The following is a 24,640-nucleotide window of genomic DNA, read 5'->3' as shown; positions in this document are numbered from 1 at the left end:
GTATAAAGGTTTTATACGCGAAAAAGGCGATGAATATTCATCTGACCATTAATTTTTAATTATCATGATAGAATTAGCTAGATTCTCTAGTTGAAATAGCTGGATCTACCGACAAATGTGCAACATGCTCATGTACAGACAATAGCGCTTGTTCAAACACCTCTGTTAAATGATGGACAGGAATAATATCGATACCTTTTACCTTTTCTACCATTGCATTCATATTTTCCTTTGGTACAATCACCGTCTGAACGCCTGCTTGTTTTGCTGCCTTGATTTTTGGAATCACACCGCCAATTGGCTTTACGTTACCGTGCAGACCAATTTCTCCTGTCATTGCTACCGTATGTTTAATTGGCACTTCATAAATCGCTGAGTAGATACCTGTTGCCATCGCAATACCAGCAGAAGGCCCATCAATTGGCACGCCCCCCGGAAAGTTTACATGAATATCATACTCATCGGCTGGAACATCCATGGAACGAAGAACCGTTATGACATTTTCAATTGAGCTTTTAGCCATACTTTTACGGCGAATAGACTTCCCTTGAGTCCCTATACTTTCCTCTTCAACGATACCTGTAATAATAATGTTCCCTTTCTCTTTTGCAGGAATCGCTTTGACTTCAATTTCTAAAAGTGCTCCAGAGTTGGGCCCGTACACTGCTAATCCATTAATAAGTCCCACTTTTTCCTCATCTGCAATTTTCGGATCGTGCCTTGGAGATAGTTGACTAGAATGAACAATCCATTCAATATCTTCATTTTTAATGTCCGTTCGTTCCTCTGATATCGCTAATCCAGCCGCAATTTGCATCATATTAACCGTTTCACGTCCATTGCGTGCATATGTAGAAAACAGAGATAAACCTTCTTCTGATATATCCATTCTTACTTTATTTGCTGCTTTTTTTGCAACTGTAATAATTTCGTCGCGATCAAGCTCACGGAAAAATACCTCTACGCATCTGGAACGGATGGCAGGCGGAATTTCATTAGGCGTTCTAGTCGTCGCACCAATCAAACGAAAGTCTGCTGGCAACCCATTTTGAAAAATATCGTGAATATGTGTTGGGATTTGTGTGTTTTCTTCGCTGTAATAGGCGCTTTCCATAAACACTTTTCGATCTTCTAGAACCTTTAACAGCTTATTCATCTGAATAGGATGGAGCTCTCCAATTTCATCAATAAATAAAATTCCCCCGTGTGCATCTGTAACCGCTCCTTGTTTTGGCTGCGGAATTCCAGCTTGGCCCATGGCACCTGCTCCTTGGTAAATAGGATCATGAACAGACCCAATCAAAGGATCAGCAATGCCTCGCTCATCAAAACGCGCCGTAGTTGCATCTAACTCTACAAATACAGCCGATTGTTTGAAAGGTGATTTTTTATTTTTTTTTGCTTCTTCTAACACTAAACGTGCTGCTGCGGTTTTTCCTACTCCAGGCGGCCCGTATACAATCACGTGCTGTGGATTAGGACCGCAAAGGGCAGCCTTTAGTGACCGAATTCCATCCTCTTGTCCGACAATATCGGAGAAGCTAGACGGCCTCACACGTTCGGCAAGCGGCTCAGTTAAAGAGATGGCTCTCATTTTCTGCAATTGCTCCATTTCTTTCTTTGAATCCCGGTCAATTGAGACTTTTTGCGTACGCTGATTGCGTAATAAATTCCAAAAATATAAGCCAATGATGATACCAAAAAAGAGTTGGACCATTAAGGCAATATTCGTCCAGTTCATAGATAAACCTCCTGCGCAGTTTAGTAAGATAATTATCAGTTATTATCTCCCTGCAGCAGTAGGAATAAACAAGATTCTAGTAAAAAGTAAAATTTAGTTGTGCTTCATCAGCATAAAAAAAGCCGGGTACTCAATTTGAGTACCCGGCTTTTTTTATGCTGATGTTTTGCTGCCTTCTTGAATAGTAGATCCGTCTTCTAATACGAACTTAGGAGCCGCTTGATCACGAACAGTTTCACCTGTGATAATACATTTTGTAATATCATCACGTGAAGGAAGATCAAACATTACATCTAACATAATACCTTCAATGATTGAACGTAGACCACGAGCACCTGTTTTACGCTCGATTGCTTTTTTAGAAATTTCTACTAAAGCCTCGTCTTCGAACTCAAGTTCAACGTCATCAAGTTCAAGCATTTTTTGATATTGTTTCACTAGTGCATTTTTCGGTTTTGTTAAAATCTCAACTAGCGCTTCTTCATCAAGAGGCACTAAGCTAGCAGTAACCGGTAAACGACCAATAAACTCTGGAATTAAACCAAATTTTAATAAATCTTCCGGTAATACTTTTGCTAGTAACTCTTTTTCTGTAAAGTCTTGTTGTTTTGTTTCTGAACCGAAACCAATTACTTTTTTACCTAGACGGCGCTTAATAATAGGTTCGATTCCGTCAAATGCACCACCGCAAATAAATAAGATATTTGTTGTATCAATTTGAATAAATTCTTGATGAGGGTGTTTACGCCCACCTTGAGGAGGAACGCTTGCTACAGTACCTTCTAAGATTTTAAGAAGAGCCTGCTGCACACCTTCACCTGATACATCACGTGTAATAGATGGGTTTTCAGACTTACGCGCTACTTTATCAATTTCATCGATGTAGATGATACCTTTTTCAGCTTTCTCCACATCGTAATCAGCTGATTGAATTAATTTTAATAAGATGTTTTCAACATCTTCTCCTACATAACCCGCTTCTGTTAGAGATGTTGCATCTGCAATCGCAAACGGTACGTTTAAAATACGAGCCAATGTTTGAGCTAGTAAAGTTTTACCGCTTCCTGTAGGTCCAATTAATGCAATATTACTTTTTGATAACTCAACGTCATCAATTTTGCTGTTTGAATTGATTCGTTTGTAATGGTTGTATACCGCAACGGATAACGATTTTTTCGCATCCTCTTGACCAATTACATACTCATCTAAAATGTCACGAATTTCTTTTGGTTTTGGTACATCTTTAAATTCTACTTCTTCTTCTGTACCTAACTCTTCTTCTACGATTTCCGTGCAAAGTTCAATACATTCATCGCATATGTAAACACCTGGACCCGCAACTAACTTGCGTACTTGTTCTTGTGTTTTACCACAAAATGAGCATTTTAACTGCCCTTTTTCATCGTTAAATTTAAACATAATTTTCACCCCTTGTAGTATTTACTAAAGTGCTCGAAGCTGATTTCTATCCGCGCTATAGCCCAACAACATGAACAACTCATCTATTTGTAGGTAAATGCCCCTCTTTATTACATAGTAAAAGCGCTATGAAAAGATTTGTATTGCATTTTACCATACATTTTCTTGAATAGATACTAAAACGTTTTATGTATATGTTGTTGATGAGCATAACAGAATGGAGATCTGCTATTATATAGTGTCCTCTTATTGGGCCTATTTCATAACCACGGATTTCAAACAATGGGTTAAAGCTGCTTCTACGGTGTTGGTTATGATATAAAAAAACTATTGAAGTTTATAAAACAAGGCACGATCAAGTCGCGCCTTGTTTCTTACTTACTATTATGCAACAGCTTTGCTGTTTTCTACAAGAAATTCAACTGCTTTACGTACTTTCATGTCTTCTTTAATGCTATCAAGACTGCCAAGCACTTTCTTAATTTCTTCGACAGGCATGTTGTACATTCCTGCCATGTTTTCTAATTCTTTTTCTACTTCTTCTTCGCTTACTTCAAGATTTTCAGCTTTTGAAATAGCTTCTAGCGTTAAGTTGATTTTCACACGCTTTTCAGCATCCGGACGCATTTGGTCGCGAAGAGCTTTTTCATCTTGACCTGAGAATTGGAAGTAAAGTTCAAGGTTAAGACCTTGCATTTGTAAACGTTGTTCAAACTCTTGCATCATACGATCCATTTCAGTGTTGAACATTGCTTCTGGAATTTCTACTTCAGCGTTTTCAGCAGCTTTTTCTACTAAAGTGTCGCGAAGAGCTGATTCCGCTTGATTCTCTTTATCGCTTTGTAATTTTTCTTTTGTTTTTGCTTTTAACGCTTCTAAAGTTTCTACTTCTTCATCTACGTCTTTTGCAAACTCATCGTCTAAAGCTGGAAGCTCTTTAGATTTGATTTCGTGTAATTTCACTTTGAATTTAGCAGCTTTACCAGCTAGCTCTTCAGCGTGATACTCTTCAGGGAATGTTACTTCCACTTCTTTTTCAGCGCCTACTTCAAGACCAACTAGTTGCTCTTCAAAGCCAGGGATGAATGTGTTAGAACCGATTTCTAAAGAATAGTTTTCACCTTTTCCGCCTTCGAATGCTTCGCCATCAACGAAACCTTCAAAGTCGATTACAGCTGTATCACCTTCAGCTACAGTTCCTTCTTCTTTAACAACTAGTTCAGCGTGACGCTCTTGAAGTGTTTTTAATTCAGCTTCAACGTCTTCATCTGTTACAGTTGTATCTACTTTTTCTACTTCTAAGTTTTTGTATTCGCCTAATTTAACTTCAGGCTTAACAGTTACTTTAGCAGTGAAAACTAGAGGTTGTCCTTTTTCGATTGTTTCAACATCGATTTCTGGACGATCAACCGGCTCGATACCAGCTTCAACAATTGCATTGCTGTAAGCTTCAGGTAATAAGATGTCTAGTGCATCTTGATATAAAGATTCTACGCCAAAACGTTTTTCGAAAAGTGGACGAGGCATTTTACCTTTACGGAACCCTGGTACGTTTACTTGTTTTACAACTTTTGTGAATGCTTTATCTAAGGCTTTATCAAACTCAGCAGCTTCAACTTCTACTGTTAAAACGCCTTGATTTCCTTCTTGTTTTTCCCATTTTGCAGACATGAATGTTTCCCTCCAAAATCATTTTAAGTAGTGATTTCTAAACTAGATAATGCAGATAGCCTATCAGTTCAACCCTCAATCATTATCTATTTAACTCCCTATTACTTTAAAGTAAGTAGGAATGTAATGTAAAGATGAAATTCTACTATACGTATTTAAGTGCATTTTACAACCATTATATTATAACATACAACAATGACGTTTCAACTAAACACCACATTTTATATAAAAGAAATTTCTTCAATTTCTTTTAGCTCTTTAATTGCCTTTCTTAATTCAGCTGCGGAGAAACTTCCGTCTTCCTCTGCTACAGCTGCATCTGACTCTTCTCCTTGCATCATCAGACTAACAGCATACACCGCTGCTGTCCAAAGTTTTACATTATCACCCGGTAAAAACGGAAATGTAATAAATAAATGACGCTGCCATATTTCAACGGCAACCTGCAGCAATGTAGGATTTTCATGCTCCAGCTTTCCCATCAGCTGTGCTTCTACTTGCTCGGCAAACAAATACGGTGTTGTTCGTTGAAGCTGAAGCGCATTTACTTTTTTCGTCTCTCCAAACTTAGTAATCATAAAATCAATGTCTACTTCTTCTTCCATAACTGTTTTTAAAGCGACTGTTTTTACGATAGGGTGAACAGCTTCAGATGAAAATAGCTGTTCCAGAAAGACGCGCTGCTTTTCAATTCTCTTTGTTTTTAATGAATGAACCCATTCAAGCTGATCCTGAATATTGTCTAGAGCTGTGAATGATTTAAACTGCTCTAGCTGTTCTTCTTCTGTTTGTTCTTCTATGACTTGTTCTTGATTCATTCTATTCTTGCAGAACTCCAACAGCTGATAAAGCTGTTCAGCATGTTCAGAAGGGAGTTTGTGTTCTTGAATAACTGCTTGTAGAGTGACATATCCTTCATGATAGTGACCAAGCTGAATTAACACCATGAGGTACATTTGCAAATTATGATAATAATCGCCAATATCTTCTTTCAGCATTTGCTCACATAATTTTTTAGCTATGCCTGCATCACCGAGCTCCACGTGACAAATAACAAGGCCAAGCAAGATTTCATGATGCTTATTATCAAGTTCGTAGGCCTGCTCAAATAAAGGAAGTGCTTCTTGAAATTGCTTGTGCTGCATATGATCTGTAGCTTTTTCAACCAACCGTTCTTTTAATAGAGGAAAAGCTACAATTTTGTTTTGTTGTTCATTCGACATGTTTTCTCCCCACTTCGCGGTCCATTTGCTTTACAGTTTAGCAATTCGGTTAACGGAACGCAAAAAAATCGAGCAAAATCATAATTTTGCTCGATTTTTGGTTAATATCTTACCGTTTTTGCTTCATAAGCAGAAATGTCGTCTTCAAAAGAAAGCGTATAGCCAATTTCATCATATCCGTTAACAAGCATATATTTCCAATGACCATTGATATCAAACGTACGTTCAAAACCTGCTTCATCGGTAATTTTTTGCTGATGAAGATCGATTGTACAGGCGTAAGAAGCACTTTGAGACTCTTTCATTAAATAGGAAACATCTTCTTTTGGTAAAACAATAGGTAAAATACCATTTTTTAGACAGTTTTGTTTAAAAATATCCGCAAATGAAGGTGCGATAATAGCACGAAACCCGTAGTCTAAAAGCGCCCATGGCGCGTGTTCACGTGACGAACCACATCCGAAGTTCTCGTCAGCTACAAGAATTGTTGCTCCTTGATTTTGAGGCTGATTTAATTCAAACGTTTCATTTAACGTCTCATCTTCATTATATCGCCAATCAAAAAATAGAAATTGGCCAAAGCCAGTACGCTCAATTCTTTTCAAAAATTGCTTTGGGATAATTTGATCAGTATCTACGTTTGCTCGGTCGAGACCTGCTACTTTCCCTGTGTGGATTGTAAAAGCATTCATCTGTGTTCTCCTCCTTATCGCACCGCTTGTTCTTGTAGTTTGCGTACATCAACAAAATGTCCATATACCGCTGCCGCTGCTGCCATTACCGGGCTTACTAAATGCGTTCTGGCGCCTTTTCCTTGACGTCCTTCAAAATTCCGGTTAGAAGTGGACGCACAGTGTTCGCCTTGTGGAACTAAGTCAGAGTTCATGCCTAGACACATGCTGCAGCCTGAGTCTCTCCAATCAAAACCTGCTTCAATAAAAATAGCAGATAACCCTTCTTCTTCAGCCACTCGCTTTACTTTTTGAGAACCTGGTACAATGATCGCTCGCACATCTGATGACACTTTCTTTCCTTTAATAAAGGCTGCCACGTCACGAAGATCAGACAAACGAGCATTCGTACATGAACCGATAAATACATGCTGAACTGGAATCTCTTCTATTGCCATGCCAGGCTGTAAGCCCATATACTCAAGTGCTCGTGACAAAGACTTTCTCTCAGCTTCTGTTTTACACTCTTCTAATGTAGGAACTTGCTTGCTAACATAAGAACTCATCGCCGGGTTTGTTCCCCATGTTACAACAGGTTCAATTGTATCTGCATCAATTTCCAGCGTTTCATCGTACGTTGCACCTTCATCTGTTGCTAAAGCTGCCCAAGCTTCCACTGCTTTTTCAAACTGTTCTCCTTTAGGAGCATACTGACGTCCTTTAATATAAGAGAACGTGACATCGTCTGGACTGATTAAACCAGCTTTTGCACCGGCTTCAATAGACATATTACAAATGGTCATGCGCTCTTCCATTGAAAGATCGCGAATACATTCGCCCGTAAATTCCACGATTGAACCCGTTCCAAAATTCACGCCGAATTTTTGAATTATTGCTAACACAATGTCCTTAGCATAAACGCCAGGCTGCTTTTTGCCATTCACTTTCACTTGTAGCGTTTTTGGTTTCGCTTGCCATAGCGTTTGTGTTGCTAAAACATGCTCTACCTCACTAGTTCCTATCCCAAAAGCAAGCGCTCCAAATGCACCGTGAGTAGATGTATGACTATCTCCGCACACAATGGTTTTTCCAGGCTGAGTTAATCCTAATTCCGGTCCAATGATATGCACAATTCCTTGCTCTTCACTTGTTAAATCTAAAAGCTTCACACCAAACTCATGACAGTTTTCAGATAGTTTGTCTACTTGTTTCTTTGCAATCGGATCTTTAATATTAAAACGGTCAACTGTTGGAATGTTGTGATCCATTGTAGCAAACGTTAAGTCTGGACGCTTCACTTGGCGATTTGCCACGCGAAGACCTTCAAATGCTTGAGGAGACGTTACTTCATGAATAAGATGAAGATCGATATATAATAAGTCCGGCTTCCCCTCTTCTCGACGTACAACATGTTGTTCCCAAAGCTTATCAATAATTGTTTTTGGTTTCATACTGCTCCTCCTTTCTGATTATGAAAAACGTTTCTCACAAAACGTGAGAAACGCATGATTAACTGTAAGCTGTCATAATGCTTGAAATGGCAGAATCATTGGCAATTACCGCAGTTATCGCCTCCACCATTTTATCGGTACCTAAATAATGATTACCGTCTGCTAAGTCAGCTGTTCGATGACCTGCATGTAATACACTTTCAACCGCTTGTTCAATCACTGCTGCTTCTTTTTCTAATCCAAACGAATGTCTAAGCAACATTGCTGCAGATAAAATAGCAGCAATCGGATTAGCTTTGTTTTGACCAGCAATATCTGGTGCAGAACCGTGAACCGGTTCGTATAGAGACGGACCATCAGCCGTTAAGCTCGCAGATGGCAACATTCCTAACGATCCTGTCAGCATAGAAGCCTCATCACTCAAAATATCACCAAACATATTTTCAGTTACCACTACATCAAAATACTTCGGATTACGAATTAACTGCATAGCAGCTGAATCTACAAGCATATGCTCAAGCTCTACATCCGGGTAGTCTTTTGCTACTTCTTCAGCTACTTCACGCCACACTCTACTAGACTCAAGCACATTCGCTTTATCAACAGACGTTACTTTTTTACGTCGATTTACAGCCGTGTCAAATGCTTGGCGAATAATTCTTTCTATTTCTGTACGCTTATAAAATAATGTGTCGACAACTGTTTCTTCATTTCCTTCTGTTCGGCGCTCGCTAGGCTTACCAAAATATAAGCCTCCTGTTAGCTCACGGACGATAATGAAGTCAACACCTTCAATGTATTCTTTTTTCAGAGGAGAGGCATCCGCTAAGCTATCATAAAACGTCACTGGACGAAGATTAGCATATAAATCCAGTTCTTTTCGAATAGCTAGCAAACCTTTTTCCGGTCGCAAATGTGAAGGGTTACGATCCCATTTTGGCCCTCCAACCGATCCAAGTAATACAGCATCCGCCTGCTTACAAGTCTCAATTGTACTTTCTGGAAGAGGTGTGCCCGCTTCATCAATTGCAGCTCCGCCAATTAGTCCATACGTAAACTCAAATTGATGATCAAAGCGCTCTCCAATTGCTTTTAAAACGGCAACAGCGCCTTTGGTTACTTCTGTTCCTACGCCGTCACCCGGTAATACAGCGACTTTTTTTGTCATGGTGGTCTCTCCCTTCAGTTCACATTACTTCTTGCTTTGAACGATGCTGCTGAATAGCAATTAAACGATTAATGGCGTTCAGATATGCTTTCGCTGACGATTCTAATACGTCAAATGCTACTCCGCGTCCGCTTGCTTCAGTTCCTTCGCTTTCAACCTTCACAAATACTTCAGCCAGTGCATCCGGCCCACCGTTAATAGACTGAATACGATAGTCTAATAGTTTTACATCTTGTTCAACACAGCGCTGCAGCGTATTATAGATAGCTTCCACGCTTCCAGATCCCGTAGCTGCTTCTTGAATCTCTTCGCCATTTTCTTTGCGAAGCGTAATCGTAGCCGTTGGAATATTGTTCGTACCATACTGAACTTGCAGACTTTCAAGCTTATATTCACTTTCTTTGCTAACTTGCTTTTGAATGACTAATGCCAATAAATCATCATCGGTAATGTCTTTTTTCTTATCTGCTAAGTCTTTAAACTTCTCAAAAAGCACGTTTGCTTCTGTATCTTCCAATGTGAATCCAAGCTCTACTAAGCGTGTACGGAACGCATGACGGCCTGAGTGTTTACCAAGCACAATTGGATTTTGTTTAACACCCACAAGTTCTGGGGAAATAATCTCATATGTTAACGGATTTTTTAAGACGCCATCTTGGTGAATACCTGATTCATGAGCAAAAGCATTTTTTCCGACAATTGCTTTATTTGGTGCAATATTCATCCCGGTAAGCTTACTGATAATATCACTCGTACGCTTGATTTCAGGCAAGATAAGACCTGTGCTCGCTTGATAGAAATCTTGACGGACATGAAGCGCAAGTGCTACTTCTTCAAGAGCTGCGTTACCCGCACGTTCTCCGATTCCGTTAATCGTTCCTTCAATTTGAGTAGCTCCTGCTTCAATCGCAGCCATTGAATTGGCCACAGCTAGCCCTAAGTCATCGTGACAGTGAGCTGACAAATCAACTTTATGAATATTTGACACATGTTCTTTTAAGTAATTAAATACTGATTGATAGTCACCAGGAGTGATAAATCCTACTGTATCTGGAATATTAACGACTTTTGCACCAGCATCAATAACTGCTTCTACAATTCTAGCTAAAAACGGTAAATCTGTTCGACATGCATCTTCAGCAGACCATTGAACAACTGGGAATTTTTCACTTGCGTATTTCACCATTTCCACTGCTGTTTCAAGTACTTCATCAGGTGTTTTTTTCAATTTATGCTGCATATGAATTTCGGAAGTAGCGATAAAAACATGCAGTCTTGGTTCTGCACTTTCTTTTAACGCTTCCCATGCAATGTCAATATCTTTTGTAACAGACCTTGCAAGGCCTGTTACAGAAGAATTTTTGACAATAGACGCAATTTCTTTTACGGATTGAAAATCACCTTTTGAAGAAGCGGGAAATCCGGCTTCAATGATGTCGATACCTAATCGCTCTAACTGCTTAGCAATTTCAAGCTTTTCTTGTAGGTTCAAATTGACTCCAGGTGACTGTTCACCATCGCGTAGCGTCGTGTCAAATAGTTTAATTTTTTGCACTAGCGATCACCGCTTCTTTCTTTTGTTTTTTAACAAATGGCATCATTTCACGTAATTGAGCGCCAACTTTTTCAATTAAATGTTCATTTTCACGGTTATTGATAGCAGTAAATTCTGGACGATTTGCTTGATTTTCTAAGATCCAGCCTTTTGCAAATTTACCTGTTTGGATATCTTCAAGCACTTTTTTCATTTGTTCTTTTGAACGCTCATCTACAACGCGTGGTCCTGAAACGAAGTCACCCCATTGAGCTGTATCAGAGATTGAATAACGCATGCCTTCCATTCCGCCTTCATACATAAGGTCAACAATTAATTTTAATTCGTGTAAACACTCAAAATATGCAACTTCCGGTTGGTAGCCAGCTTCTACAAGCGTTTCAAAACCAGCTTTAACTAATGAAGTTAAACCACCACAAAGTACTGCTTGCTCACCGAAAAGATCTGTTTCTGTTTCTTCTTTAAATGTTGTTTCTAATACACCCGCACGAGCTGAACCGATTGCTTTAGCATAAGCTAACGCTACGTCTTTTGCTTCTCCAGTTACATCTTGGAATACTGCGAATAACGCCGGTACACCAGCTCCTTCTTCATACGTTCTTCTTACAAGGTGACCAGGGCCTTTTGGAGCTACTAAGAATACGTCAACAAATTCAGGTGCTACGATTTGGTTAAAGTGAATGTTGAAACCGTGAGCAAATACTAAAGATTTTCCTGGTTTTAGTCCTGGAAGAATTTCTTCGTTATAAACTTTTGGCTGATACTCATCTGGAAGTAATACCATTACTACTTCTGCTTGTTGAACTGCATCTTTTACAGATAATACAGTGAAACCGTCTTGCTCTGCTTGGTCCCATGATTTACCTTTACGTAATCCTACTACCACGTTTACTCCGCTGTCGCGTAAGTTTTGTGCATGGGCGTGACCTTGTGAACCATAACCTACGATTGCTACTGTTTTACCTTGTAATAATTGATCCTTTGCATCTCCGTTATAATATACCTTTGTCATAATAAATCTCTCCTCTTAGTTTATATAGTTTTATATAGTTTACTTGGTTAGTAACTAGCTAGAATTAAATGATTGATGAAAGTTTGGCTGCTGCTTTTTGCGTACCACGCGGAACAGCTACTGTGCCCGTGCGCGTTACTTCTTTTAATCCATAAGGCTGAAGCAGATCAATCATCGCTTCAATCTTGCTGGATTCACCTGTTACTTGAATAATTAAGCTGTCGCGGCTTACATCAATGATGGTTGCACGGAAAGGTTCAATTACTGCATAAAGTTCGTTACGGCTCGCTGGGGTAGAGGCTACTTTCATTAAAGCAAGCTCTCTTGATACCACCGCTTGATCTGTAATATCTTGAACCTTCAACACGTCAATCTGCTTATTTAACTGCTTAATCACTTGTTCAGCAGCGTTATCATGCTCTACGTTTACAACAAACGTCATGCGTGATACATCTTCAGATTCAGTGTGACCTACCGAAATACTCTCAATATTGAAATTTCTTTTTGTAAATAACCCCGTCACGCGATTTAATACGCCCGCACGGTTTAATACAGTTGCTGTAATAATTCGCTTCATGGTTTCACCCCCACCATTTCATGTAATCCTTTTCCAGGTGCAACCATTGGATATACGTTTTCTTTAGGTGCGACAAAGAAATTTAGTAGAACAGGTCCATCTGTTTCCATTGCTTCTTTCAAAGCCGCATGCGCTTCTTCTTCAGTAGAAGCTTGTAAACCTTTGATATCATAAGCTTCTGCAAGCTTCATTAAATTAGGCTGATTCGGAATTAAAGAGTGTGAGTAGCGTTCTTCATAGAAGATTTCCTGCCACTGACGAACCATACCAAGCGACTGATTGTTAAGTACAACCACTTTTACAGGTAAATTTAATTCTCTAATAACTCCTAATTCTTGAAGCGTCATTTGAAATCCACCGTCACCAACGACTGCTACAACTGTTTTATCTTTGTTTGCTAGCTGAGCGCCGATTGCAGAAGGTAATCCAAAGCCCATGGTGCCAAGACCACCTGAAGTTACCCATCGATCTGGATTATTAAATGTGTAGTATTGAGCTACCCACATTTGATGTTGCCCAACGTCCGTTGTAACCACGGCATCTCCATTTGTATACTTGTGAAGCAACTCAACTACTTTTTGTGGTTTTAACACGTCCGCTGAGTTCTGATACCATAATGGATATTCTTGCTTCCACGCCGCTAATTTCTCATGCCATTTCGTATAATCTCCAACTTCTCCTTCTTGCAGAAGCAATTGCTTCAATACTTCTTTTGCATCTCCAACAATTGGAATCTTGGTTGGAACATTCTTTCCAATTTCCGCTGGGTCGATGTCAATGTGAGCAATTTTTGCATTTGGTGCAAAATGCTTTAAGTTACCTGTTACTCGGTCATCAAAGCGTGCACCGATACTAATGAGGAGGTCACTCTCATAAATTGCCATGTTTGCTGTGTACGTTCCGTGCATGCCAGCCATTCCCAAATGAAGCGGATGATCTGCAGGAAAACAGCCCAATCCTAAAAGCGTATTAATAACGGGAATATTTTGACGCTCAGCATAATTTTTTAATTCTTCTGAACCTTTACTCAATAACACTCCCGCACCTGCTAAGATAACAGGTTGTTTTGCAGCTGCTACTGCGTCTGTTAATTTTTTAACCTGCAGCTGATTTGGAAAATAAGTTGGCTGATAGCCAGGTAAATCAATTTCTCCTTCGTAATTAAATGTTCCATCACCCTGTGCCATATCTTTTGGAATGTCGATTAAGACTGGACCAGGTCTTCCTGTTGTCGCAATATGAAATGCCTCTTTGATGATTCTTGGCATATCGCTGATATTGCGTACTTGATAGCTATGTTTTGTAATTGGCATTGTGATCCCTAATACATCTGCTTCTTGGAACGCGTCAGAACCAATTACACTTGAAGCTACTTGACCAGTAAAAACAACTAAAGGAAGTGAGTCAATCATCGCATCTGCCAAACCTGTTACGATATTTGTTGCACCAGGACCACTTGTTGCGATAACTACACCGGGTTTGCCTGAAATTCTTGCGTACCCTTCTGCTGCGTGAATTCCACCTTGTTCGTGACGAGCAAGTACGTGAAACATTCCTGAACCATATAGCTTATCGTAAATCGGTAAAACGGCTCCCCCTGGGTAACCGAAGATGACGTCAACATTTTCTCTTCTTAGAGATTCAATCAACATGTCAGCTCCATTCATTTTTGCCCCAGTGCTTACAGGTTCTTTCGTTTGCATATTGGCTCCCACTTTTCTCATCCTTTCGTTTTCTAGATAAAAGAAAAAAGACTTCTCACCCCTAAATAGACCCTATCAAATGATATAGGTCAAGGGGCGAAAAGTCTTTTGTACTTTACGCGGTACCACCCTCGTTTGTAATCGTAATGATTACCTTATGAATGTATACTGTACATTCTTTTTGATAACGAGTGCTTTGGAAGTACACTCGGTCACCCTTACTGAATTTCAGGGTGACACTCTGAGGTGAGTTCATTTTGAGTTGGTAACGTCGGCTTCCAGCAACCCGACTCTCTGTTGATACCTAAACATCAAAACTACTTATCCTCTTCAACGTTTTAAAACGCTATATGCTTTTTGAACAATGCTTTACACATCATATTTTAAATTAATTACAATTAATTAAAATTTTTAGAAAACTTATATTTGAGGACTATCTTACGCCCATTTTTATGCATAGTCAACCACTTTCCAAGATTTTTTTAGACAATTTAGACTAAACAGAATATTTGAATGCGTTTTCATTATTGATGTAATAAGGGTTTACAGCAGTTCAAAAAGTTTTTCTGAAACGTTCATTTGTACACACTGAATGAACAAACATTCACTTTTAAGATAAATAAAAAAAACGGTTTTTACTTTTTAGTAAAAACCGTTTTTTTTTGGACGTCCCAGGAGAGATTCGAACTCCCGACCGACGGCTTAGAAGGCCGTTGCTCTATCCTGCTGAGCTACTGGGACATAATGTTAAAGTGTATCAAAGACAATACTTATTATATTCAAATATAATTTAAAAGTCAACGTTTTTTTGAAATTTTATGAGAAGAGAGGTAAAAAACCTTCTCTTCTCCCTATATTTGGCTATATTATGCTGAAAGTGTACAGGTTAACTGCATGCTAGGAATATGTTTACCGCTTATATCGTAAAACTGCACGGTAGCTTCTGTACCATCCATTACTAGTATAGCATACGTACGTTCTTTTCTCATACGAGGAAGTAACATACTTCCTGGATTGATAAATAAAACTCCGTCCATGAGCTCAGCTCCCGCTATGTGAGAATGCCCAAAACAAACCACGTTTGCCCCAACTTCTCTCGCTTTGTAATGCAGATTCATCATAGACATTTTAACATTATATAAGTGACCGTGTGTAACCAGACACGTAGCTTCTCCAAGCGACTCTACTCGATCATTAACGTAAGATGCATCGTAGTCACAATTTCCTCGAACGCCTAAAAATGCAGACATTTCTTTGCTGTCTTGCGGCAACTCAGAGTCCCCACAATGGATCATCTTATCTACATCAGCATGTCTCTCTCTGATAGTGAGCAGCTCTTCTTGTAACCCGTGGCTATCGCTTACAATTAATAGTTTCACACGTCATCACTCCTTCTAAAATTGCGCATCAATTAGCGGTGCTAGTCTTTTTAACGCATTTGCTCGGTGACTAATCTGATTTTTTTGCTCTTTGGTCAATTCTGCCATGGAGCATCTCCATTTTTCTACAAAGAAAATGGGATCGTACCCAAAACCGTTTTCCCCTCTTTTTTCCTCCAAGATGTGCCCTTCACACGTGCCTTCTACAATTTCGGTTCTCTTTCCAGGCACTGCAATAGCAAGAGCACAATGAAAGCGTGCCGTGCGCTTTTCAAACGGCACGTCATTTAATTTTTGAAGTACCTTCTCTATATTAGCATTATCATCTTTATTTTCACCAGCATAACGCGCGGAATAAACGCCTGGCTCCCCGTTTAAGGCATCAATAGCAAGCCCCGAATCATCGGCAATGACCGGCTTATTTAATGCGGATGAAATGGCCTTTGCTTTTAGCGTGGCATTCTCTGCAAATGTAACGCCCGTTTCTTCCACGTCTTCAATCTCAGGAAAATCAAGAAGCGATTTTACTTTAAATCCCTTCGGTGAGAAAAGTGTTTCAAAATCTTTTACTTTGCCTGCGTTTTTAGTTGCAATAATGATTTCACGCACGTTAATCCCTTACCTTTCTTTAACCGGAATGTAGGCAGCCAGGTGATCAAGAACTTCCTTTTGCTGTTCAATCAATTGATAAACACCCTTTTCCCCTAAATCTAGAAGATGGTTTAACTGTTCTCTCGAAAACGTCGATTCCTCTCCCGTTCCCTGTAATTCTACAAACTGTCCGCTTCCTGTCATCACAATATTCATGTCAACTTCCGCTGTCGAATCTTCTTCATAATTTAAATCTAAAATCGAATTTTCTCCATGAATACCTACTGAAGTCGCAGCTAAGTAGTCACGAATAGGAATTTCTGTTAGCTTGTTCTCTTCAACCAGCTTTCCAAACGCTAAAACCATAGCCACAAAAGCACCTGTAATCGACGCTGTTCTTGTGCCGCCATCTGCTTGAATAACATCACAATCAATCCAAATTGTCTTTTCTCCGACCTTTTCCAGATCGACTACAGAACGAAGAGCTCGTCCGATTAGACGCTGAATTTCCATTGTTCGTCCTGTGACTTTACCTTTTGATGATTCACGTATATTTCTTTGTGCCGTAGCTCGAGGCAGCATAGAATATTCAGCTGTAATCCATCCTTTTCCTTGCCCACGCATAAAAGGAGGCACTCTGTCGTCTATGCTTGCTGTACAAATAACCTTTGTGTCTCCCACCGAGATTAATACAGATCCTTCCGGATGCTTTAAGTATGAAGTATGAAGAGATACAGATCTCAATTCATTAAATTCCCTACCGTCCAAACGCATTAAGCATGTCCTCCTATTCATTCATTTATATGTAATAGTCTCTTCCATTTAAACTATAAAACAGCGGAAAGAGGTCGCTATTTCAGCAGACCTCTTTCTACTTAGTCCTTTACTAGTATAACAAAAATTTGTTTTTAAAAACTACCTGTGTTCACATTTTTAGGTCTTGAAACTGGTTCCGTTAATTTTTTCCCTTTTTCATCTTTTAGCGTTTTTTTGCCATTCACCTTAATAGCAACGCTGTCTACGGCTTTTTGTTCCGTCAGAGATAACACTAAGGAGTCGAGAACATGCTGAGAAATTTCCGTTCCTTTTAAATTCCCAAAGATGTTTTTATTAAAGTTCAGCGTTAACTCACCGTCCGCATACTTTGGAGCTGCTACGAGCTTTGCATCAGGATTAAAGTCTGTCACTAAACCTGATGCAGGCGCAGGTCCTTCTACAAGCTCGTTCACAATTGCAGTGTACATATCTTTGTCATCAGAAGCAATTCGTTTTGTGACAGGAACATAGTAAGTTTGTTTGCCCTCTTGAGCTAAGTAATAAATCGTAACTGGCTTCGTTTGAGTTACGTCAACTACTCCAGTATTATCAAAGTTAATGCCATCTGCTCTGCTCAACCCTTTACTGATTGGCGTATGATTTACAGGCATCTCATCTTTATCATAGCCGTTAATGCGAATTTTAACTTTATTTACGCCTTCAAACTGCGTCAGCGTCCAAGTGACGGCCTGCAGAATACGGAGTTCATCTTCTTTTTTATACTCAGCAAATTCAGGTGAAAAATCTGCTACCATCGTACCGTCACTTTCCAGCTTTGTCCCTAAAACTCTTGTATCAGCAGGAAGAACCGCTCGGAAATTATTTGGCAATAAGTTTGTGACCGGTCCACCCTCTACTAAATATTCAAGAGACTGTTTAGCGACACCTTTTGATTTAGGAATTTCAAGCGTCTGGGGAACAACGTACCCGTTTTTATCAATTAAGTAGAGTTCTCTTTTGGTAGGCGCAGATGTTTCTGCGGCTTTACTTTGTTTTTTATTAGCTTCCGTTACTTTCGCTTCAGTCGCTAATGATTTTTCATCTTTCACATAGGTGACATCCTTTGGCGGATCAATTTCCTTTGCTGCGTTATCCCCTCCGAAAAGTCCACAGCCGGATAACAATACAGACGTGGTCACCACGGCGGATATGAGAACAAATTGGGTCTTTTTGGACATTCCTTTCCCTCCTCAGACTGTTTGTACTACTATGTATACGAGCTTTTTTGCATTTTAGACCAGCTCAAAAAAGTTTTTGTCCGCAAAAAAAACCGAGCATGATATGCACGGTTTTAAAGCTTGATATGTTCAACATTATATACAGGGTGCTCAAACCATTTAGATGCAATAGATTGAAACAGTTCTGTTGATCCTGTTGTAAAGAAGTAGTGTTCAGGCTCCATGTTTCTAGGAGCTAGTAAATTGCTATAAGAAAGAATGGCACTTACCTCTATTGCCGTTTCTTCGCCAGAACTGATTAACTGAACTCTAGGCCCAATTGCTTCTTGAATAACTGGCTTTAATAACGGATAATGCGTACATCCTAAAATAAGGGTATCCATATCTGTATGATAAAAAGGTTTTAATGTTTCTTTTACAATTCGCTGTGCTTCCGGTCCTTCATAATTACCGCTCTCTACAAGAGGTACAAACAAAGGGCATGCTAAATTTTCCACTTCCACTCTCGTATGAAGAGCGCGGAGTGCATGTGTATAGGCTTGACTTTTCACGGTTCCGTTTGTGCCGATTACGCCTATTTTATGATTTTTAGTTACTTTAAGCGCAGCGCGTGATCCTGGTTCAATGACGCCTATAACGGGAATATCGAGCTGTTCTTGAATTTCATCCAGCACAACTGCCGTAGCCGTATTACACGCAATAACAAGCATTTTAATATCTTTAGCTATTAAATAATTAGTCATTTCCCATGTGAAAGCTCGTACTTCTTCACTAGGACGGGGACCGTATGGGCAGCGGGCTGTATCTCCAATGTACATAATTTGTTCTTTCGGAAGCTGTCTCATAATTTCCTTTGCTACCGTTAATCCGCCCACACCTGAATCTATAACACCAATTGGTCTACTCAAAACAATCGCCTCATTTTTCCTTCATTTCATCATGCAATTTTCGTAACGTTACTCGTAAAACTTCCGTTTCACTAGGGGAGAAGTTTGCCAGTACGCCATTTAAATACGTTTGTCGCTTTTCAATCACTTCTTCGATAACACGTGCTCCTTCAGGAAGCAAATGAATACGCACTACGCGGCGGTCTTTTGGATCTTTCACCCGAACCACCAACTTATTTTTTTCCATACGATCTACTAAATCTGTCGTTGTACTACAAGCGAGAAAAATACGATTTGATAAATCGCCAATCGTCATATCTCCACGTTCAAACAGCCACTGCAAAGCAATAAACTGAGGTGGCGTAATCGTATAATCTTCTAAAATTTCTCTTCCTTTTTGCTTCACAATCGCTGCAATATGTCGAAGTGACTTTTCTAATTCTGCCACTGTATCCTCATTATTTTTTGCTGTCATACCGTAATCCTTTCCACCTATAAGTCTTATTTTCTATTATTTCTTTCAGTTAAACCCGTCTCTACTGTTTCTCTTTTCTATTTTATATTGTGCTCTTTTTTCGGTGATTTTTCAAGGTTAACATGAGGATTCTACGACGTTCATCATAAGTCTACATACTCTCATTCAGCATCAAAAAACAGCTGCTCCATAAAAGGAGCAGCTGTTTCTATTAATTATTGATATACAGCTCGAAAACTGAGCTGAAATCTTTTGTTGTGTAGGCTGTTTTTTTATCTAATAACCAAGAAAACGCAGCTTCGTTAATTTCTTTAAATTCACTAGCAACACTTCCACTTGTATTTCTTGTACTGCTTAGTGTAGAAGAAGCTAGCTGAATGCTTTGTTTAGCAAAATCGAGCGCAATTTCATTTTCACGCGTTATTTCAGACATTTTAAACAGCGCTTTATATAAATCTTTTACCTCTTCTATATGCTTTTTGTGTACATCGATAGAAAAAGTTTCAGAGCCAATTTTAAATTTAATTTCCACATCTAAATCGACAGTTCCAGCCGTTTCTAGCATCACGTTTGAAATGTGATTTGTGCTGTAGTTATAGCGGCGAAGCATTCGCTTTTTACTTGTAGCACTTGTTCCATCAAGGTGAATGAGCGCTTTATTGGTAAAGCAATATTCATCTGACTTTGATTTGATCAGAAAATAAATTTTTTCTTGTTCTTCATGCATAACGTAATCGTCTGCATCTACCTTGTCATAATCAACTGGCTTAATAACAGAACCAATATCACTTAGCCCCAATACATCAGCAGCTACTTTTCCAAACATTTCCCCATCTCCCTTTTAAAAACGATTGTGTTATTTTCATGTTTTAAGTGTACTGTGCAAATGAGGGGATGTAAATAAAAAAAGGAGCTTCTTTACAAGAAGCTCCACATTTATTAAAAGAACAAATTTAAAATCATATAGATAAGTGCAGCTAATGAAGCTGAAATTGGCAATGTGATAACCCATGTAATCACCATGCGCTGTGCAGTTCCCCATTTTACACCTTTCACTCGGTGAGCAGAACCTACACCTAAGATAGAAGATGAAATAACATGAGTAGTACTGACAGGTAGATGAATAAACGTTGCTCCAAAGATAATGGCAGCACCTGTTAAGTCCGCAGCTACTCCATTAACAGGACGAATTTTCATAATTTTACCGCCGACGGTTTTAATGATTTTCCATCCACCAATTGACGTTCCAAGCCCCATTGCTACCGCACAAGCCAGCTGTACCCACCACTGAATATCAGTACCGCTTTGCATATTGTTAGCAATAAGCGCTAGCGTAATGATACCCATTGCTTTTTGCGCATCATTCGTACCGTGTGTGTAAGATTGTAGGGCTGCAGTCAGGATTTGAACGCGTCGAAAACGCTTATTCGTTTTCGTCAAGTTATGGTTTTTAAACGTTAGTTTGATAATCGTATAGACAATATAACCTACTACAAAGGCTAAAACTGGTGAAATTAGAAGGGCTTCAATGATTTTGATGAAACCTTTGTAATTTAAAGCACCAAATCCAGCAGCTGCAATAGCTGCTCCTGCAATCGATCCAATAATTGCATGAGAAGAACTACTCGGGATACCGAAATACCATGTGATTAAGTTCCATGCAATAGCAGAAATTAATGCTGCTAAAATAACGACAGAACCATTTTGAAGCGTATAAGGATCAACGATATCCTTTGTAATCGTTTTGGCTACGCCCGTGAACGTCATAGCACCGACAAAGTTCATGGTTGCAGCTAAAAGAATTGCATGTCGCGGTTTTAAAGCTTTGGTTGAAACAGAAGTCGCAATGGCATTAGCTGTATCGTGAAATCCGTTGATAAAGTCAAAACCAAGTGCACCAACTACAATTAGAATGGTTAATATTAGCATCGAATCCATTATAATATAGCCCCGTTACGCATTCTTCATAATAACTGATTCTAAGTTGTTCGCAACCGTTTGACAATAATCCGCGATTTCTTCTAGCGTTTCATAAATTTCTTTATATTGAATAACTTTAATTGGATCTTTACATGTTGCAAATAATTGTTTTAGTGCACGACGATATAATGTATCACAATGTGACTCATACTCTTTAATTTTAATTGCATGCTCACTAATTTGAAGAAGCTTTTTCTCAGACAACAAATTAATCGTAATTAAAATTTCTTCAGCACAGCCTTGAATATTCTTAACAAATTCAGCTACATATTCATCAAATGTTGTAATTGAATGAATTTCCATTAAAGCAGCAAAGCTGTCGATGCCATCAAGTACATCATCCATGCTCATCGCTAGCTGTAAAATATCTTCACGCTCAATTGGAGTAATAAATGCTTTGTTCAACTCAGTAATCACTGTATGCACGTATTTATCACCTTTTGATTCATACGCTTTTAAAACGTTGGCAAATTCCTTTAGGTCAGATACATTTTGAAGTTCAAAGCTGCCTAAAAACTCCGCTGAGTCCTTAATATTTTGGGCAATGTCCATTAACATTTCAGAAAACTTGTCTTTTTTTCTTTTGATCACGTTGCAATCCTCCATCCAATTTATCGAAACTTTACCACTCGTTTTTTCTCTCTATCTTTTTATATGTGTTCTAGTTTCTTTTTTCATTTAAAGTAATGGATAAAACTTAGCTGTTCATTACTATAACGAGAGAAACCACCTCTCTTGTGTATCAAAAAATTCTAAAAAAACAAACGTTTACCAGAGCAAAAGTCCCAAAAAGTGGTTCTTTCACCTATAGGTTATGCGATTCATTTTTTTACGCCAAGTCAAAAATTACTCCTATTATTGTTAATTGTCAATAACTTTTCAAACACATTTTTTTAAGCTTATTTACAATACATTAACAATAATACGTTGATTCCTTTTAAAATAAGGGTTTTCAGAGTTTGTATAAAACTGGGATTTACAAAAACTTAACATTACTCCCCTTGTGTAAATAATAAAAGCCAGCTCTTTTAGAACTGGCTTTTATTATTTACTTATTATATTGCTGAAATACATTTTTTAGTTTCGGCACGACGTAATGACTTCCGCCTTTATCTTCTACCCCTTCAACCATCATTGAAACGAGTAAGTTTTTCTGTTTTGTGTCCACAGCTACAAACCATCCGTTTTCCTGTCCTTTTTCACCTTGAGTTTTCTTTAGCTCTGCCGTTCCAGTTTTTCCAGCCAGGGTTAACCCATCTATCTTTGCAGCATGACCCGTACCGTTTTTATCTTCAATGACATCAACTAAATCATTTTGAATTAATTGCGCCGTTTCTTTAGATATTACTTGTTTTTTCCATATCCCACTCTCATCACCGTTCATAAGAATAGGCTTTACTATGTTTCCATCGTTTACAATCGATGTATACATCAATGCTAAGTGGAGAGGATTCACTTGCAGTTTCCCCTGGCCATAGCCAGAGTTTGCTAATACTCCCTCATCTTTAATATCTTGATCACCTGCAATTTTAGACGTTTCAAAAGGGTAATTAATAGGCATTTTTTGATTGAACCCAAACTGTTTTAAACCACTGTTAAATTTGTCTAAACCTAGCTTCAAAGCAGTCTGCGCAAAATAAATATTATCAGATGTAACATAAGCATCACGTAAATTAACATTCGGCTTGCTTCCCACTCGTGTTACGTAGAAATTCCCCCAGCTTTTATCTTTTTGCCATTTCTTCCCGCTGATTGATATACTTTCGTTTGGATTTACCACACCTTCATCAACCGCTAAAGCTCCCGTGACTAACTTAAATGTAGATCCCGGAGAATACGTTTTGGTAAAGCGATTCATTAACGGCTTATCGGGATTCGTTGAAAGGGATTGGTACGTATTAGCATCGATTCCAAAAGAAAAAGAATTCGGATCAAAAGCTGGCGTGCTTACAAGACCTAATATTTCTCCCGTTTTAGGTTGAAGAGCAGTAGCTACTCCTTTTTCATCTTTTAACTGTTCATAAAGGGATTTTTGAACATTCGTGTCCACCGTAACTTGAATGCTTTCCCCGTCTTTTGGATTCACTTTTGCAATTTCATTCTTTTTATTACCATCTTTATCTACAGTATAAATCATGACGCCGTCTCGAGCACGAAGCTTATCTTCATATAAAGACTCTAAGCCAATCATTCCAGCTTTAGACTGAGCATTATAGCCTTCATCTTTATGCTCTTTTAAATATTCCGCTGTGACAGGCGCAACGTATCCAACTAAATGGGCACACGCTTCTTCACAAGGATATACGCGCGCATTTACCTTTTTTTGTTGAATGCCTTCTACTTTTTTCAAAGAATTCTCTAAATTAGAGGCGTCTTTTTGACTAACTGTCTTAATAGGAACAAATTGATTCTTTTTCACCCAAGAAGCGCTCAGTGCTTGATTAATACTTTTTTCTGAAAGAGCAAGAGTCTTGCTTAATTGTTGTATAGCTTGCTCGCCGCCTTTAGAAAACTGCTGTGGAACAACTCCAACTTGAATCGCTTCTCCGTTTTGAGCTAAATATTTCCCTGAACGATCCATAATTTCTCCACGCACAGCTGACTGAGTAGCTACTCTTACTTGCTCTCCTTGCTTAAGTCCTTTAAAAATCATATTAGGCTTCCAATTAATATACCAATTCTCTGTATCCCCTTGTTTTTCTTGAACTACAGCAGCATTTTCTTTAAATGAGATTTCACCGGCTACAGAGTTCATGTTTACTTCAAAAGGTAAAACAGCTTTATGGTCTTTTATTTCTAAGTCTTCTATTTTACTTGCCTTCACTTTAAGCTTGTCCGCTTCAATTGCATCATAGATATTTTTATATCGATTTACAAAATCTTTTTCTGAAATCGTCTTTTTAGCATCTTTAGACAAGTATCCATACATGCCTTTAAAATCTTCTTTATTCCACATGGCTACATATTTATCAAATCGTTCCTGTGCTTTCTGTTGATCATTTGAGCAACCGGCAGTTATTAATAAGAGAATTGCCATAGTAAAAAATAGCCACCCAATTCGTCTCATGATGATTTTCCCCCTTTTTTCAATACCATTTCTCTATCATATAAAATTTTACATAAACTTTCCATCGGAAAGTTAC

21 protein-coding genes, 1 tRNA gene and 1 other annotated feature are annotated in these 24,640 nt (G+C 38.7%); all 22 genes read right to left on the bottom strand.

Features of this window, described 5'->3' with window-relative positions; genetic code table 11:
- Positions 1 to 73: 73 nt before the first annotated feature.
- Entirely contained in the window at positions 74 to 1,741 is a 1,668-nt protein-coding gene (lonB, locus tag AC0C45_RS01155) for an ATP-dependent protease LonB (protein ID WP_013085136.1), read from the bottom strand.
- 153 nt (positions 1,742 to 1,894) lie between these two features.
- The gene (clpX, locus tag AC0C45_RS01150; protein WP_013059367.1) at positions 1,895 to 3,160 is read right to left on the bottom strand and encodes an ATP-dependent protease ATP-binding subunit ClpX; all 1,266 of its coding nucleotides are present in this window, start codon (positions 3,158 to 3,160) and stop codon (positions 1,895 to 1,897) included.
- 384 nt (positions 3,161 to 3,544) lie between these two features.
- On the bottom strand, positions 3,545 to 4,831 hold the full coding sequence (tig, locus tag AC0C45_RS01145) for a trigger factor (RefSeq protein WP_016765666.1): 1,287 nt from the start codon (positions 4,829 to 4,831) through the stop codon (positions 3,545 to 3,547).
- 221 nt (positions 4,832 to 5,052) lie between these two features.
- A complete protein-coding gene (locus AC0C45_RS01140) occupies positions 5,053 to 6,054 on the bottom strand; it encodes a tetratricopeptide repeat protein (RefSeq protein WP_472927882.1) in 1,002 nt (333 codons plus the stop codon).
- A 101-nt stretch (positions 6,055 to 6,155) separates the two neighbouring features.
- Positions 6,156 to 6,746 (bottom strand): 3-isopropylmalate dehydratase small subunit, encoded by a 591-nt coding sequence (leuD, locus tag AC0C45_RS01135; RefSeq protein ID WP_013059370.1) that lies wholly within the window; start codon positions 6,744 to 6,746, stop codon positions 6,156 to 6,158.
- Positions 6,747 to 6,760: 14 nt separating this feature from the next.
- Complete coding sequence (leuC, locus tag AC0C45_RS01130) at positions 6,761 to 8,176, bottom strand: 3-isopropylmalate dehydratase large subunit (protein WP_472927881.1); 1,416 nt, start codon at positions 8,174 to 8,176, stop codon at positions 6,761 to 6,763.
- A 58-nt stretch (positions 8,177 to 8,234) separates the two neighbouring features.
- Positions 8,235 to 9,344 carry a 3-isopropylmalate dehydrogenase gene (leuB, locus tag AC0C45_RS01125; RefSeq protein WP_013059372.1) on the bottom strand — a complete coding sequence of 370 codons (1,110 nt, stop codon included), beginning with the start codon at positions 9,342 to 9,344 and terminating at the stop codon, positions 8,235 to 8,237.
- 19 nt (positions 9,345 to 9,363) lie between these two features.
- Positions 9,364 to 10,899, bottom strand: a complete 1,536-nt coding sequence (locus AC0C45_RS01120) for a 2-isopropylmalate synthase (RefSeq protein WP_472927880.1) — start codon at positions 10,897 to 10,899, stop codon at positions 9,364 to 9,366.
- Positions 10,886 to 11,911, bottom strand: a complete 1,026-nt coding sequence (gene ilvC / locus AC0C45_RS01115) for a ketol-acid reductoisomerase (RefSeq protein ID WP_013085141.1) — start codon at positions 11,909 to 11,911, stop codon at positions 10,886 to 10,888. The genes AC0C45_RS01120 and ilvC overlap by 14 nt, the downstream gene beginning before the upstream one ends.
- 64 nt (positions 11,912 to 11,975) lie before the next feature.
- A complete protein-coding gene (gene ilvN / locus AC0C45_RS01110) occupies positions 11,976 to 12,488 on the bottom strand; it encodes an acetolactate synthase small subunit (protein WP_013059375.1) in 513 nt (170 codons plus the stop codon).
- Complete coding sequence (gene ilvB / locus AC0C45_RS01105) at positions 12,485 to 14,212, bottom strand: acetolactate synthase large subunit (RefSeq protein ID WP_211186082.1); 1,728 nt, start codon at positions 14,210 to 14,212, stop codon at positions 12,485 to 12,487. Before ilvB ends, ilvN begins: the two co-directional genes overlap by 4 nt.
- Before the next feature lie 68 nt (positions 14,213 to 14,280).
- Positions 14,281 to 14,534 (bottom strand) — a binding site (T-box leader).
- 324 nt (positions 14,535 to 14,858) lie between these two features.
- Positions 14,859 to 14,932, bottom strand: a tRNA-Arg gene (locus tag AC0C45_RS01100).
- 125 nt (positions 14,933 to 15,057) lie between these two features.
- Positions 15,058 to 15,570 carry a metallophosphoesterase gene (locus tag AC0C45_RS01095; protein ID WP_013059377.1) on the bottom strand — a complete coding sequence of 171 codons (513 nt, stop codon included), beginning with the start codon at positions 15,568 to 15,570 and terminating at the stop codon, positions 15,058 to 15,060.
- Positions 15,571 to 15,585: 15 nt separating this feature from the next.
- Positions 15,586 to 16,179, bottom strand: coding sequence for an XTP/dITP diphosphatase (locus tag AC0C45_RS01090; RefSeq protein WP_472927879.1), 594 nt, complete (start codon positions 16,177 to 16,179; stop codon positions 15,586 to 15,588).
- 9 nt (positions 16,180 to 16,188) lie between these two features.
- Complete coding sequence (gene rph / locus AC0C45_RS01085) at positions 16,189 to 16,935, bottom strand: ribonuclease PH (RefSeq protein WP_013085143.1); 747 nt, start codon at positions 16,933 to 16,935, stop codon at positions 16,189 to 16,191.
- A gap of 134 nt (positions 16,936 to 17,069) precedes the next feature.
- Positions 17,070 to 18,155 (bottom strand): GerMN domain-containing protein, encoded by a 1,086-nt coding sequence (locus tag AC0C45_RS01080; protein ID WP_013059380.1) that lies wholly within the window; start codon positions 18,153 to 18,155, stop codon positions 17,070 to 17,072.
- A 113-nt stretch (positions 18,156 to 18,268) separates the two neighbouring features.
- The gene (racE, locus tag AC0C45_RS01075) at positions 18,269 to 19,063 is read right to left on the bottom strand and encodes a glutamate racemase (RefSeq protein WP_013085145.1); all 795 of its coding nucleotides are present in this window, start codon (positions 19,061 to 19,063) and stop codon (positions 18,269 to 18,271) included.
- 10 nt (positions 19,064 to 19,073) lie between these two features.
- Positions 19,074 to 19,517: a MarR family winged helix-turn-helix transcriptional regulator gene (locus AC0C45_RS01070; RefSeq protein WP_013059382.1), complete on the bottom strand. Its 444-nt coding sequence runs from the start codon at positions 19,515 to 19,517 to the stop codon at positions 19,074 to 19,076.
- Between the two features lie 211 nt (positions 19,518 to 19,728).
- On the bottom strand, positions 19,729 to 20,343 hold the full coding sequence (locus AC0C45_RS01065; RefSeq protein ID WP_013085147.1) for a PH domain-containing protein: 615 nt from the start codon (positions 20,341 to 20,343) through the stop codon (positions 19,729 to 19,731).
- 113 nt (positions 20,344 to 20,456) lie between these two features.
- The gene (locus tag AC0C45_RS01060) at positions 20,457 to 21,455 is read right to left on the bottom strand and encodes an inorganic phosphate transporter (RefSeq protein WP_013085148.1); all 999 of its coding nucleotides are present in this window, start codon (positions 21,453 to 21,455) and stop codon (positions 20,457 to 20,459) included.
- A 15-nt stretch (positions 21,456 to 21,470) separates the two neighbouring features.
- Positions 21,471 to 22,103, bottom strand: a complete 633-nt coding sequence (locus tag AC0C45_RS01055) for a DUF47 domain-containing protein (RefSeq protein WP_029711160.1) — start codon at positions 22,101 to 22,103, stop codon at positions 21,471 to 21,473.
- A 442-nt stretch (positions 22,104 to 22,545) separates the two neighbouring features.
- Entirely contained in the window at positions 22,546 to 24,564 is a 2,019-nt protein-coding gene (locus AC0C45_RS01050) for a penicillin-binding transpeptidase domain-containing protein (protein ID WP_257061245.1), read from the bottom strand.
- Positions 24,565 to 24,640: the final 76 nt, after the last annotated feature.

It is taken from the genome of Priestia sp. VA7, assembly GCF_055710015.1.
This window is presented reverse-complemented; position numbering and strand designations above follow the sequence as displayed.

What these genes read in the sequence shown, in the direction of transcription:
- AC0C45_RS01140 (WP_472927882.1), bottom strand. Translation starts at nt 6,054, where the DNA reads ATGTCGAATGAACAACAAAACAAAATTGTAGCTTTTCCTCTATTAAAA.
- ilvB (WP_211186082.1), bottom strand. Translation starts at nt 14,212, where the DNA reads ATGAGAAAAGTGGGAGCCAATATGCAAACGAAAGAACCTGTAAGCACT.
- ilvN (WP_013059375.1), bottom strand. Translation starts at nt 12,488, where the DNA reads ATGAAGCGAATTATTACAGCAACTGTATTAAACCGTGCGGGCGTATTA.
- ilvC (WP_013085141.1), bottom strand. Translation starts at nt 11,911, where the DNA reads ATGACAAAGGTATATTATAACGGAGATGCAAAGGATCAATTATTACAA.
- AC0C45_RS01055 (WP_029711160.1), bottom strand. Translation starts at nt 22,103, where the DNA reads ATGGAGGATTGCAACGTGATCAAAAGAAAAAAAGACAAGTTTTCTGAA.
- AC0C45_RS01060 (WP_013085148.1), bottom strand. Translation starts at nt 21,455, where the DNA reads ATGGATTCGATGCTAATATTAACCATTCTAATTGTAGTTGGTGCACTT.
- leuB (WP_013059372.1), bottom strand. Translation starts at nt 9,344, where the DNA reads ATGACAAAAAAAGTCGCTGTATTACCGGGTGACGGCGTAGGAACAGAA.
- rph (WP_013085143.1), bottom strand. Translation starts at nt 16,935, where the DNA reads ATGCGTTTGGACGGTAGGGAATTTAATGAATTGAGATCTGTATCTCTT.
- tig (WP_016765666.1), bottom strand. Translation starts at nt 4,831, where the DNA reads ATGTCTGCAAAATGGGAAAAACAAGAAGGAAATCAAGGCGTTTTAACA.
- AC0C45_RS01050 (WP_257061245.1), bottom strand. Translation starts at nt 24,564, where the DNA reads ATGAGACGAATTGGGTGGCTATTTTTTACTATGGCAATTCTCTTATTA.
- clpX (WP_013059367.1), bottom strand. Translation starts at nt 3,160, where the DNA reads ATGTTTAAATTTAACGATGAAAAAGGGCAGTTAAAATGCTCATTTTGT.
- AC0C45_RS01080 (WP_013059380.1), bottom strand. Translation starts at nt 18,155, where the DNA reads ATGTCCAAAAAGACCCAATTTGTTCTCATATCCGCCGTGGTGACCACG.
- leuC (WP_472927881.1), bottom strand. Translation starts at nt 8,176, where the DNA reads ATGAAACCAAAAACAATTATTGATAAGCTTTGGGAACAACATGTTGTA.
- leuD (WP_013059370.1), bottom strand. Translation starts at nt 6,746, where the DNA reads ATGAATGCTTTTACAATCCACACAGGGAAAGTAGCAGGTCTCGACCGA.
- AC0C45_RS01070 (WP_013059382.1), bottom strand. Translation starts at nt 19,517, where the DNA reads ATGACAGCAAAAAATAATGAGGATACAGTGGCAGAATTAGAAAAGTCA.
- lonB (WP_013085136.1), bottom strand. Translation starts at nt 1,741, where the DNA reads ATGAACTGGACGAATATTGCCTTAATGGTCCAACTCTTTTTTGGTATC.
- AC0C45_RS01065 (WP_013085147.1), bottom strand. Translation starts at nt 20,343, where the DNA reads ATGTTTGGAAAAGTAGCTGCTGATGTATTGGGGCTAAGTGATATTGGT.